Annotated in this window: 11 protein-coding genes; 9 read left to right on the top strand and 2 right to left on the bottom strand. The window is 37.1% G+C overall.

Going from position 1 to position 12,376, the window contains the following annotated elements; translation table 11 throughout:
* The first annotated feature begins 67 nt into the window (after nucleotides 1–67).
* The 4 genes from K9V48_RS01775 to iolG (K9V48_RS01760) all read left to right on the top strand — a co-directional run bounded on the left by K9V48_RS01775 (nucleotide 68) and on the right by iolG (K9V48_RS01760) (nucleotide 4,809).
* A complete protein-coding gene (locus K9V48_RS01775; RefSeq protein ID WP_224136395.1) occupies nucleotides 68–928 on the top strand; it encodes an AraC family transcriptional regulator in 861 nt (286 codons plus the stop codon).
* Nucleotides 929–1,259: 331 nt separating this feature from the next.
* The gene (locus K9V48_RS01770; protein ID WP_224136393.1) at nucleotides 1,260–2,180 is read left to right on the top strand and encodes a sugar phosphate isomerase/epimerase family protein; all 921 of its coding nucleotides are present in this window, start codon (nucleotides 1,260–1,262) and stop codon (nucleotides 2,178–2,180) included.
* Nucleotides 2,181–2,385: 205 nt separating this feature from the next.
* Nucleotides 2,386–3,552 carry a Gfo/Idh/MocA family protein gene (locus K9V48_RS01765; RefSeq protein ID WP_224136391.1) on the top strand — a complete coding sequence of 389 codons (1,167 nt, stop codon included), beginning with the start codon at nucleotides 2,386–2,388 and terminating at the stop codon, nucleotides 3,550–3,552.
* Nucleotides 3,553–3,768: 216 nt separating this feature from the next.
* Complete coding sequence (gene iolG, locus K9V48_RS01760) at nucleotides 3,769–4,809, top strand: inositol 2-dehydrogenase (protein WP_224136389.1); 1,041 nt, start codon at nucleotides 3,769–3,771, stop codon at nucleotides 4,807–4,809.
* Between the two features lie 13 nt (nucleotides 4,810–4,822).
* Here the strand turns inward: iolG (K9V48_RS01760) and K9V48_RS01755 are convergent, their stop codons facing one another.
* Complete coding sequence (locus K9V48_RS01755; RefSeq protein WP_224136387.1) at nucleotides 4,823–4,987, bottom strand: hypothetical protein; 165 nt, start codon at nucleotides 4,985–4,987, stop codon at nucleotides 4,823–4,825.
* 276 nt (nucleotides 4,988–5,263) lie between these two features.
* A complete protein-coding gene (locus K9V48_RS01750) occupies nucleotides 5,264–6,124 on the bottom strand; it encodes a helix-turn-helix domain-containing protein (protein ID WP_224136385.1) in 861 nt (286 codons plus the stop codon).
* 370 nt (nucleotides 6,125–6,494) lie between these two features.
* On the opposite strand from K9V48_RS01750, the gene iolE reads away from it, so the two are divergent.
* The 5 genes from iolE (at nucleotide 6,495) to K9V48_RS01725 (ending at nucleotide 12,249) form a co-directional block, all read left to right on the top strand.
* Nucleotides 6,495–7,406: a myo-inosose-2 dehydratase gene (gene iolE / locus K9V48_RS01745; RefSeq protein WP_438803855.1), complete on the top strand. Its 912-nt coding sequence runs from the start codon at nucleotides 6,495–6,497 to the stop codon at nucleotides 7,404–7,406.
* A gap of 30 nt (nucleotides 7,407–7,436) precedes the next feature.
* Complete coding sequence (locus tag K9V48_RS01740; RefSeq protein ID WP_224136383.1) at nucleotides 7,437–8,282, top strand: sugar phosphate isomerase/epimerase family protein; 846 nt, start codon at nucleotides 7,437–7,439, stop codon at nucleotides 8,280–8,282.
* A gap of 34 nt (nucleotides 8,283–8,316) precedes the next feature.
* Nucleotides 8,317–9,351: a bifunctional inositol 2-dehydrogenase/D-chiro-inositol 1-dehydrogenase gene (iolG, locus tag K9V48_RS01735; protein ID WP_224136381.1), complete on the top strand. Its 1,035-nt coding sequence runs from the start codon at nucleotides 8,317–8,319 to the stop codon at nucleotides 9,349–9,351.
* Between the two features lie 301 nt (nucleotides 9,352–9,652).
* On the top strand, nucleotides 9,653–10,516 hold the full coding sequence (locus K9V48_RS01730; protein WP_224136380.1) for a sugar phosphate isomerase/epimerase family protein: 864 nt from the start codon (nucleotides 9,653–9,655) through the stop codon (nucleotides 10,514–10,516).
* A gap of 554 nt (nucleotides 10,517–11,070) precedes the next feature.
* Complete coding sequence (locus K9V48_RS01725; RefSeq protein WP_224136378.1) at nucleotides 11,071–12,249, top strand: Gfo/Idh/MocA family protein; 1,179 nt, start codon at nucleotides 11,071–11,073, stop codon at nucleotides 12,247–12,249.
* Nucleotides 12,250–12,376 lie beyond the last annotated feature (127 nt).

The following is a 12,376-nucleotide window of genomic DNA, read 5'->3' as shown; positions in this document are numbered from 1 at the left end:
CAAATAGTTTATATTTTTATACGAAATAGTACTGTTTGGTATAGTTGATTTTAACCGGGGATAATAAATGACCCAGTATTTTCTCAAAAAAGACTTTCAATTTAGCTTTGAAAATGGTAAGTTTCCTAAACTTCTATATGTATGTGATGTTGATCAGACATATACCCAGCTACCGCGGATCATGCATAGCCATAGGGATATTATGGAAATTGTATATATCAAAGAGGGCAGCGGTTATCATGTAATTGGTGATAAAAAGTATAAGACGAAGAAAGGGGACGTTTTAATCTATAACAGCAGCGTGATTCATGATGAAACAGCCAATCCCAATACGTCAATGAGTGTTTATTGCTGTGGGATGACTAATTTAAAGCTAAAAGGATTACCAGAGAACCATTTGGTGGCTGATGATGTCTCCTATGTTCTACATAGTGGTGAGAAAGCGAATGAGATCGAAGTGTTGTTGAATTTAATGTGCTCCCATATCAAGGAAGATAAACTAGGCGCTGAGGAAATTAGTACTTATTTACTTTGTGCGCTGATTTCGCTTATTCTGCAAATTCCACAGGAAAATACAGGATTATCTACATCAGAAAAATCACTCCTAGCTGATCGGATCAAACACTATATCGATGAACATTATCAAGAAGATATTACGTTGGATACGATTGCACAATCTCTGAATATCAGCTCTTTCTATATCGTGCATACATTTAAAGAAAACACTGGTTTTTCGCCGATTCAATACATTATCCGACGTCGTATTGGTGAGGCGCAGTCCTTGTTGATTAATACCGACTACAGTGTAACGCAAATCGCCGGGATGGTTGGTTATGATAATATCAGTTACTTCACAACACTTTTTTCAAAAACAGTTGGAATGACACCGAAAAAGTATCGGCAGTTTTGGACAAAAATGGCAAAGTGACACTTACTATGTTGCTTTGCCTTTTAATATGGTTTTGCAAAAGATGATGGTTGCCTGTTGCATGAATCGGCAGAATCTTTGAACGGATTTCTGAAAAAACCACATTCTTAAGGAATACGCAGAGAGCTTTAGTAACAATTTGCATGAGTGAAAATATGCCATAGACTCCAGGTTCATTGTCTTCTAAATGAAGAAATAACAAGATAGTGAAAGTTTTGATTTTTTTATGAATGAAAACCATGGGTTTCTATTCTTATAAAAAACAATAATCTGAAAGCGTTTTAGAGACAGTGGATTTATACTAAGTATATAGGATTTGGAGGTGCAAACAATGAGTATTAAAATATCAGGTGCTCCATGTTGCTGGGGCGTAGACGATCCAAAGAATCCGTACCTGCCGCCGTGGGAACGGGTATTAAGTGAAGCATCACAAGCGGGATATAAAGGAATTGAATTAGGACCATATGGTTATATTCCGATGGATATAGAGAAGGTACAGGCCGAGCTTGAGAAAAATGATTTAACGATTATTGCAGGAACGATTTTTGATGATTTGTTATCGGAATCGAATTTAGATAATTTATTAAAACAAGTTGATGATATTTGTTCTTTAGTTACAAAGCTTCCGCAAACTCCTCAGGAAGAAGGGCAGAAGTTCCCAACCCCTTATTTAGTGATTATGGATTGGGGACATGATGAGAGAGATTATTATGCGGGACACCCGGAAAAAGCCGTTCGATTGGGTGAAGAGGATTGGAATACGATGATGAATCATATTCGCTTATTGTCTGAACGAGCTAAGCAATATGGTGTACGTCCAGTGATTCATCCTCATGCAGGCGGTTATATTGAGTTTGAAGATGAAATTAAAAAATTAGTAGAAGATATTCCATATGAAGTAGCAGGGCTATGCTTGGACACAGGACATTTATATTATTCGAAAATGGATCCAATTGAATGGCTGCGTAACTACGCTAATCGCGTGGATTATATTCATTTCAAAGATATTGATTTGGACGTCTATCATCAAGTAATGAATGAACGCATTCGTTTCTTTGATGCATGCGCCAAAAATGTGATGTGCCCAATTGGTCAAGGTGTAATCGATTACGTTCAAATCCGTCAATTATTAGATGAAATCAATTACCATGGCTATATCACGATTGAGCAAGAACGTGATCCGCGTAATTCTGATACAAGCTTACGCGATGTAAAGCAAAGTGTTGATTATTTAAAGAGTGTTGGATATTAATAGATAACATGAACAAAAGCGCAAGCGTCTTGATCAGCCTCAGGCATAGCATAAGACGCTTTTGAATAGAAGGTGTACTTTGCCTTCAATTCAAAAGTGGCTTAGACCCAAGAGGGGCTAGGCGCTGGAGCTGGATACCATGCGCTTATCCAGAGTCCAAGAAATTTGTACTTTCTTATCTTTAAAAAAGTGAGGAGAATTTGAAATGATTTATGGAGAAAAAAATGTAGAGCAACCGATTCGTTGGGGAATGGTAGGTGGAGGACGCGGAGCACAAATCGGTTATATTCACCGTTCCGCAGCACTGCGTGATAACAATTTTCAATTAATAGCTGGAGCATTTGATATTGATCCAGAACGCGGCAGAGACTTTGGGAAGAACTTACATGTAGATCCTGAGCGCTGCTACCCTGACTACAAAACAATGTTTGAAGAAGAAGCAAAACGTGAAGATGGAATTCAAGCGGTGTCTGTTGCCACACCAAACCGTACACACTATGAAATTACAAAAGCAGCTTTAGAGGCTGGTCTTCATGTAGTATGTGAAAAGCCGCTATGTTTTACAACAGAGGAAGCGGAAGAATTAGTGGCTCTTGCAGAAGAAAAAAACCGTGTCGTTGGGATCACGTACGGTTATGCAGGACATCAAATGATTGAACAAGCTCGTCAAATGATTGCAAATGGAGATCTAGGTGAAATCCGTATGGTGAAAATGCAATTTGCACATGGATTCCATTCAGCTCCAGTAGAAAACGCAAATGCAAGTACAAAGTGGCGTGTTGATCCAAAAGTAGCTGGACCAAGCTATGTATTAGGTGATTTAGGTACACATCCACTTTATTTATCTGAAGTGATGCTGCCTGAGTTAAAGATTAAACGATTAATGTGTTCTCGTCAAAGTTTTGTTGCAAGCCGTGCTCCGCTAGAAGATAATGCTTTTACGATTATGGAATATGAGAACGGTGTAATGGGAACAGTGTGGTCTTCTTGTGTGAATGCTGGTTCGATGCATGGACAGACAATTCGTGTCATCGGTTCAAAGGCTAGTATTGAATGGTGGGATGAACACCCTAACCAATTAAGATATGAAGTTCAAGATCAGCCAGCACAAATTTTAGATCGCGGCATGGGATACTTATATCAGGAAGCATTGGCAGATGACCGTATCGGTGGTGGCCATCCTGAAGGATTATTTGAAAGTTGGTCTAATCTTTATACGCGTTTTGCGATTGCGATGGAAAAAGCAGATCGTGGTGAAAAGGTATTTGATATGTGGTATCCAGACGTAAAAGCAGGTCTAGAAGGTGTTCGCTGGGTAGAAAACTGCGTACGTTCTGCAGATAATGGTGCCGTTTGGGTTGATTATAAATAATAATGGAAATAAGGTCTTAGGAGTTCATCCTCCGAAGGCCTATTTTGTGTTAAAAAAAGATTGACTTTGGTAACTTGTGAGATTATTATGATAATAGATAACCAAAAGATAACCAAGAATTGATAACTAATAAATCAATTAACTGGTTGTTTGCAACTTATTTATTTTACGATTGAAAGCGCTTAAAACTATTACATAAACTGGAGGCTGAACCATATGAATCACATTCGCGTTGGTATTGTTGGATTAGGACGACTAGGTAAAATACATGCGACCAATATTGCTAGAAATATACCAGGAGCAACACTGCAGGCAGCATGCAGTATCGTAGAAGCAGAATTAGAGTTTGCTAGAAATGAATTAGGTGTAGAAGAAACTTATCAAACATTCGAGGAAATGGTCGATAGTCCAAATGTTGATGCGGTATGTATTGTGTCGCCGTCAGGTTTCCATCCCGAGCAAATACAATTAGCGATGGAAAAAGGATTACATGTATTTTGTGAAAAGCCAATCGGCTTAGAAATAGAAGATATTGAAAAAACAATCGAAGTGATCGATAATCATCCTGATCAAGTGTTTCAACTAGGCTTTATGAGACGATATGATGAGTCATATCAATATGCAAAAAAATTGGTGGATGATGGTGAATTAGGTGAGCTAACGGTTATTCGTTGCTATGGCATTGACCCAAGTTCAGGCTTAGAAAGCTTTGTTAAATTTGCTGGAGCCAGCAACAGTGGCGGTTTGTTCGCTGACATGTCCATCCATGATATCGATTTAGTGAGATGGTTTTCAAAGAAAGAAGTAAGTCGTGTCTGGGCTATGGGGAAAAATGCGGCATACCCTGAATTAGATCAAGTCAATGAACTCGAAACAGGTGCAGCGATGATGCAATTAGAAGATCAGACGATGGCCATTTTGGTTGCCGGCCGTAATGCTGCCCATGGCTATCACGTTGAAACAGAATTGATCGGAACAAAAGGTATGATACGCATCGCAGCGGTCCCAGAGAAGAATTTAGTATCTGTTTTTAATGAGAATGGTGCGGTAAGACCAACATCACAAAATTTCCCTGAACGTTTTCAACAGGCCTTCCAAAATGAGATGAAGGAGTTTATTTCTTGTATTCGTGAAAAACGTCAACCAGAAGTAAGTGCTTATGATGGGCTTCAAAGTACAATCGTGGCAAAAGCTTGTCAACAATCTGTTGATACAAAAGGGTTAATCGAGATCGAGTCGGCCAAAATTTTTAGCTAAAAGAGTCCTTGCTTTATTTCGTCGTCAAAAGCTTCGGATTAGGAGTGTGCTTTTTTTCAAAGTCAATCTTTGTATCTAACAGGCTATTGTGGACTGTTAGACGAGCATTTCCATAAGAATCCATTGATTCATCAAAATCTTTCATCAGCTTTTTAAGTTTCGATAGGAATGTTTTCATTTTACGGTTCTCCTTACATGATTCTACCGCTTATTATCGTACATGGGCTTCTCTGCTTGCAACTGTCGTGAAAACGGAGCCATTTGTCAAGAAACCGGAAACATTTGTGATGAAAGCGAACAGCAATGAACCTTTTTGCTATTTTTCATGCTCTTTCTCGATTTATCTCGCATTAACGGGCAGTAAGACCCCCACTCTCTAAAGAATCCATTTAGGGAGTGGGAGCCTATTAATAGATATGGTTTATAAATCCCGGAAACACATGACGGCATTTCATTAAAAACAAGTTTTTCTGAACTTCCCGGGCGTCATACCAGTAGATTTAGAGAATGCATTAATAAAGTGCCCGGTGCTATAAAATCCACACTCTATACTAATTTGCTCGATGGAGAGCTGACTATCCACTAATAAATTTTTGGCTTGAATCAACCGGTAATTTAATAGGTATTGATGTGGACTCGTGCCGACATGTTTTTTGAACAAACGACTAAAGTGATAAGTGCTTAAATTAGAAATATGACTAAGCTTTTCCACCGTAATTTTGGAAGAAAAGTTTTTTTGGATATATGATAGTGCTGCTTCAATTTCTGGTGTTTTTTTGGCTATGGCCGAATCCCTGTATTCAAAGGAAGGACTATTGCTTTCAAGTATATTCCCTAGTAGTTCATAAATTTTTAAAGATATTTTAAAATCTACCTTTTGTTGGGATTCTATAAGGGACAAGACATCAGGAATCGTATTTTGTTGAGCAGGGATGGAATAGACACTCCCTTTGCTATTGTAAATTTCGGTATAAAGTTCTTGAATATGCTTCCCGTTAAAATGAAAGAATTGGAAGACTGTTTCTTCTGTTGCATAATAGTTATTTTCTTTCTTGCAATCTAATAGAACGATCTCGTCTTTTGAAGCCGTAAAAGATTGATTTTGATAATGGAAGTGCAGTGATCCCTTTTTAATCAGAAAAAAGATAAAGGAATTCATGTAATCACGCCTAATGCTATAGGGGGCATTTACTACATACTCGCCGCCCCAAAGGACGTAATAAAAGACTTCTTTTGCTAATTGGGTTGGTTCATAAAAATATAAACCATTTTTTGAAATAATACCTGGTTCTACCTTTGGAATATAGTAATTCATTAGGATGTCCATCTCTTTCTATTTCAGTCAATACCTTGATTTTATCACATGATAAGAAAGTATAAAATTTTTTACTTAGTTTTCGTGTCCAGCGCAAGCGTCCTAGCCCCTGGAGGTCATAAGCCACTTTTGAATTGAAGACAAAGTACGCTTTCTATTCAAAAGCGTCTTATGCTATGCCTGATGCTGAACAAGGCGCTTGCGCTTTTCTTTGATTTTTAATTTATTCATCATTAGTAATTTTTGAAAAATAGCATTTACTTGTAATTTTAGAGCACGTTTTTATAACGAAGAATAGGAATCAATCGATTAAAATGAGAGCGTATCCAAAAAAGTAGCGCTTACCTAATATCATGCGGAGGTACAGAAAATGACAGCTATGTTAAAAAATATTCAGATTGGTATTGCCCCTATTGGTTGGAGAAATGATGATATTCCAGAAATAGGGAAGGAAAACACATATAAACAAATCTTAAGTGATGCCGCTTTAGCTGGTTATGAAGGAACAGAAGTAGGCGGCTGCTATCCAACAGATCCTAAAGAATTGAACAACGAAGTGAACCTTCGAAATTTAAGGATTATAGGTCAATGGTTCAGTGGGTATATTGTGCGCGATGGAATCGAGCAAGCCAAACTAGACTTTACGAAACATTGTGAATTCCTGAAATCTGTTCAGGCAGATGTGGCCGTGTATTCTGAGCAATCTTATAGTATCCAGGGAACTGATCAATGTGTTTATACAGATAAACCATATTTGACAGATGAAGAATGGGAGCTTTTTGGAACGGGTTTAAATGAATTAGGTGAAGTAGCAAATAGCTTTGGGATTAAGCTTGTTTACCACCATCATATGGGAACTGTCGTGCAAACAAAGGAAGAAGTGGATCGTTTAATGGAAATAACTAATCCAACGAAGGTTCATCTATTATATGATACAGGGCATATTTTTGTATCTGACAATGACTATCTTTCCTTATTAAAAGCACATATAGACCGTATTGCACATGTCCATTTTAAAGATGTTCGTCCTGATAAATTAAAAGAAGCTAAAGCAGAACATAAATCATTTTTAGGCTCTTTCTTACATGGAATGTTTACTGTTCCTGGAGATGGATGCATCGACTATAAAGAGATTTACAATCTACTAATCCAACATGACTATACAGGCTGGATTGTTGTCGAGGCTGAACAAGATCCTGCTATAGCTAATCCTCTAGAATATGCGCAAATGGGTAGAAAGTATATTGATCGTTTGATTGATTCAGTCAAATTATCTGTTTAAGAATTCATGTTAAAAATGGAGGAATAACGAGTGAAATTAGCATTTAATGAAGGAACAACATGGGAAAGTGCTTCTCTACAGCAAAATTTAGAGTACTGTGAAAAACATGGCTATGATTATATTGAAATTCGCACGATTGATCAATTAAAGGATTATTTAAAGGAATATACATTAGATGATTTAAAAGAGTATTTTGATACACATCAGATTAAACCGCTTTCTTTAAACGCATTATGTTTTTTTAATAATCGTACAAAAGAGGATGAAGAAAAAGTTATTGAAGAGTTTAAAGAGTACCTCGAGATTTGTAAAAAACTTGATTGTGAATACATTTGTGTCGTCCCTTCTAATATAGATGTAACAGAAAAAGGAAAGACCTTAACCGAAGAAATTAATGCAAGTTGTATTCGCGTGTTATCTCATTTATCTGATTTAGCTAAGCCTTATGGGGTTAAAATTGCTTTGGAATTTATCGGAATTCAAGAGAATACCGTCAATACATTCTCACAAGCATACAACATTGTGAAAGAGGTTAATAGAGATAATGTCGGGCTTGTCTATGATACTTTCCAATTCACAGGAATGGGATCTAGATTTGAAGATGTAACAGACGAAACAGCTGAGAAAATCTTTATTTTCCATATCAATGATGTCGATGGTTATCCAGTTGGACAAATGCGTGATACGGATCGAGTATGGCCTGGTCATGGCGTGATTGATTTGGAAGCTCATTTAAAAAGATTAAAAGAATTAAAGTATGATTTTGTTGCATCTGTTGAGTTATTCCGACCTGAATATTATCAAATGGATCCAGAAGAAGTGATTAAAAAGGCAAAAGAAACGACGTTGGAAGTATTAGAAAAGTATTATAAATAAAACAAAATAGTAAAAATTATAGGAGGAATATGTTATGACATTACGTTTTGGAGTAGTAGGAACAGGAGCTATTGGGAGAGAGCATATCAATCGTATTACTAATAAATTATCTGGCGGTAAAATTGTCGCTGTAACGGACGTTAATCATGAATCTGCGACACAAACTGTTGAAGCATATCAATTAGATGCAGTTGTTTATCCAGATGATAAGGCGTTAATCGCAGATCCAAATGTAGATGCTGTTCTCGTCACAAGCTGGGGCCCTGCCCATGAAGAAACAGTGGTGGCTGCTGTGGAAGCAGGAAAATATGTATTTTGCGAAAAACCATTAGCGACAACGGGAGAAGGTTGTTTGCGTATTGTCGAAGCAGAAATGAAACAAGGGAAAAAATTAGTACAAGTTGGTTTCATGCGCCGCTATGACACTGGCTATGTTCAATTGAAACAAGCCATTGACAATCATGTGATTGGCCAGCCATTAATGATCCACGCGGCACACCGTAATCCGCAAGTGGGTGAAAATTATACAACGGATATGGCTGTCGTAGATACATTGGTTCACGAAATTGATGTACTTCACTGGTTAGTTGGAGATGATTACAAATCAGTTCAAGTGGTTTTCCCAAGAAAGACCCAATTTGCACACGATAAACTTCATGATCCACAATTGTTTATCATTGAAACTCAGAGTGGGATTGTCATTGATGTAGAAGTATTTGTTAATTGTAAATATGGATATGACATTCAATGTGAAGTGATTGGAGAAGAGGGCATTGCCAAACTACCTGAATTTCCGAGCATTGTTTTACGGAAGGACGAAAAATTAAGCGCTGGAATCTTAAACGATTGGAAATACCGTTTCATGGATGCTTACAACATTGAAATTCAAGATTTCATTGATTCTGTTACGAAGAAGGGTGAGCCACAAGGACCAACTTCATGGGATGGATATATTGCAGCGGTGACTTCTGATGCATGCGTGAAAGCCCAACAAACAGGTGAAAAAGAGTTGATCGAACTACAAGAAAGACCAGATTTTTATAGTGAAAAGAAAACTCAAACAGTTTAATAAGGAGTAGTTTTAGCGGTCAAGTATGATAGGTTTTGCGATCATACTTGACTGTTCTATTTGTAGCTTTAAGAGAGTGTTAAGGATAGAGAGAAGAATTTGGAAGTAAAACAAGTAGTTTAAAGAAAAAACGATTTTTATTTTTAGAAAAGTAGAAATATATTGACTGTAAGCGTTTTTAATATTATGATTTAATCATAAATATTATCAAAAGTTAATCAAAACATAATAACTTTTGGTGAAACAGGCTTTAAAAAGTAGGGAGACATTTGGTTTTTAAATAAGAAAGGGGAAATATACTGTGCGTTTAGCTTATGATCCGTCACATTATCGTGATAATACTAATTTAAAAGATACTATTGATACTGTTGCTCGATTAGGATATGAATGGGTTGAATTATCACCACGTAAAGATTTTATTTGGTTTTATGAATATCCAAAAGTTGATAAGCAACTAATCAAAGATTTAAAAAGATACTGCTCTGATGCAGGAGTTAAAATTTCTTCTGTTCTTCCTGTTCAACAATGGTCTTCACCAGATGAAGAAGAACGCCAAGCTGCCGTTAAAAACTGGAAGAGATGCATTGAAATTACATCTGAACTAGGTGTAGATTTAATGAACACTGAATTTAGTGGAGATATTAGTCGTCCATTAGAAAGTGAAGCAGCTTTTGTAAAATCAATGGATGAGTTAATGCCGATTTTCGAAAAAGAAGGCATTAAACTAAATATCCAATCTCATCCAAATGACTTTATTGAGTTAAACATTGAAGCGATTCGTATGATTCGTGCGCTTGATAAAGATTGGATTAAGCTTGTATATTCTGTACCACATGCATTCTTTTATGATGATGGTATTGGTGATGTTGCCAAACATATTGATGAAGCAGGAGATTTACTTGCACATGTTCTAATCGCAGATACACTGAATCATAAAGCAGCATTTGGATTACGTTACATCATTAATCCTCCTACTGCGAAAGTAACGATCCACCAGCACTTAAATCCGGGTGAAGGCGAAATTAATTTCGATGCTTTATATAGTAAATTACGAGAAATCAATTTTGATGGCATTGTAACAAACGCTGTTTTCGCTTATCCAGATAAACCTGAATGGTCAAATGATTTAACATTGAAATCAATTAGAGAAGGCTTACGTCTTTAATATAGTATGAAACTGATGGATCTGTCATAGGTGGAAATCAGGTTATGTACAAAGAGGAGAGAAACGATTTGGTTTCTCTCCTCTTTTATTTTATGGGACTGAATAGATACAGAGTAGATTTTTCGAAGTAGTGCAAAATTAAACAACTTCAAGAGGAAAGATAGAACAAAAGATGTCCTTAAATTATAAAAACAGGTCCAAATAATGTAAATACGAATGATAGAGTAAGTCCTATAATTATACATGTAAATAACAAATCCAAAAGAAGCTAATAGCAATTAGGTAAGCGGATACACCTTAGGCATTTCAGTACATGTACGTGCTATTTTAAAAAGAATGAAAATGATTGATGGATTGTTAAGAATTAAAGCTGTTCTTTATTTTACAAGCTGCTATATGTTTACATGTCCTGAAATTATATGATTCTAGTCCTTTTTTTAGAAAAGAATTCAGGAACTGTAGCGAAAGCTGAATGTAATAGAAAGAAATAAAACAAACATTGGAATTTGTTATTTAAATAAAATGAAACAGATTAGTTAAGGGAGGATTTACAAATGTTAAATGGAGAAAAAAAGATTGCAAGACCTTTTCGATGGGCTATGGTTGGAGGAGGAAGAACTGCTGGGGTTGGTTATAAACACCGTACTGGTGCCTTAAGAGATAACACAGCTTTTCAATTAGTAGCTGGAGCATTTGATATAGATCCTGTTAGAGGGGAAGATTTTGGTGTCAATGTTGGTGTGGACGAAAGTCGTTGCTATCCTGATTATAAAACGATGTTTACAGAAGAAGTGAAAAGAGAGGATGGTATTGAAGCTGTGTCCATCGCAACACCTAATGGCACACACTATGAAATTACAAAGGCAGCTCTCGAAGCAGGTCTGCATGTAGTTTGTGAAAAGCCTCTATTTTTCACTGTTGCCGAAGCTCAGGAAATTAAAGAGTTGGCAGAGGAAAAAGGAAAAATTGTAGGAGTCACTTATGGTTTCTCTGGTAATCAAATGATGCTTCAAATGCGTGCGATGGTCGAGCAAGGAAAAATCGGAGATATTCGCATAGTAGAATTGCAATATACTCATGGTTTCAACGCAACAGATAAAGCAGATGCAATAAGTGAAGCACAAAAGTGGCGGGTTGACCCTAAAATTGCAGGACCAAGCTTTGTTTTAGGAGATCTTTCTACTCATACTTATTATATGTCTCAATTGATTATGCCGAATATGAAGATCAGCAAGCTTTTATGTGACCGCCAAAGTATTGTAGGAAGCCGTGCTCCACTAGAAGATAACGCCTTTGTTCTTATGCATTATGAAAATGGAGCAGTTGGTAGACTTTGGACTTCATCGGTTGATGCTGGTTGTATGGATGGCCATCGTATTCGTATTGTTGGATCTAAAGCAAGCTTAGAGTGGTGGGATAGTAAGCCAAATGAATTACGATATGAAGTTCAAGGCGAACCTGCCCAAACGTTAATTCGTGCTATGCCTTATTTAGATGAAAGCTGCCTTGCAGACGAACGGTTAGGTGCCCTTCACCAAGAAGGATTATCTGATGCGTGGGCTAACATCTACCTAAAATTTGCGGTTGCGATGGATGCGAAAAATCGTGGCGATGAAGAAACATTGAAAAACCTTGTCTATCCTGACATTAACGCTGGATTAGAAGGTATTCGTTGGATTGAAAATTGCGTTCGTTCTGCCGATGCTGGAGCTGCTTGGGTAGAATTTGAATAAAAACAACGGAAAATAAGAAAAGCGCAAGCGCCTTGTTCAGCCTCAGGCATAGCACAAGACGAGCCTCACGGAAAGGTGTTCTTTACCTTTCTGGGAGGATTGGCTTGTGACCTCGAGGGGCTAGGAC

Source organism: Metabacillus rhizolycopersici, assembly GCF_020075705.1.
The sequence above is the reverse complement of the archived record's forward strand: the minus strand, read 5'-3'. Positions and strand labels throughout refer to the sequence as shown.

Bases quoted from the DNA above. Each gene is read 5' to 3' on its own strand.
- K9V48_RS01765 (WP_224136391.1), top strand. From the start codon at position 2,386: ATGATTTATGGAGAAAAAAATGTAGAGCAACCGATTCGTTGGGGAATG.
- iolE (WP_438803855.1), top strand. From the start codon at position 6,495: ATGACAGCTATGTTAAAAAATATTCAGATTGGTATTGCCCCTATTGGT.
- K9V48_RS01775 (WP_224136395.1), top strand. From the start codon at position 68: ATGACCCAGTATTTTCTCAAAAAAGACTTTCAATTTAGCTTTGAAAAT.
- K9V48_RS01725 (WP_224136378.1), top strand. From the start codon at position 11,071: ATGTTAAATGGAGAAAAAAAGATTGCAAGACCTTTTCGATGGGCTATG.
- K9V48_RS01770 (WP_224136393.1), top strand. From the start codon at position 1,260: ATGAGTATTAAAATATCAGGTGCTCCATGTTGCTGGGGCGTAGACGAT.
- K9V48_RS01750 (WP_224136385.1), bottom strand. From the start codon at position 6,124: ATGAATTACTATATTCCAAAGGTAGAACCAGGTATTATTTCAAAAAAT.
- iolG (WP_224136381.1), top strand. From the start codon at position 8,317: ATGACATTACGTTTTGGAGTAGTAGGAACAGGAGCTATTGGGAGAGAG.
- iolG (WP_224136389.1), top strand. From the start codon at position 3,769: ATGAATCACATTCGCGTTGGTATTGTTGGATTAGGACGACTAGGTAAA.
- K9V48_RS01755 (WP_224136387.1), bottom strand. From the start codon at position 4,987: ATGAAAACATTCCTATCGAAACTTAAAAAGCTGATGAAAGATTTTGAT.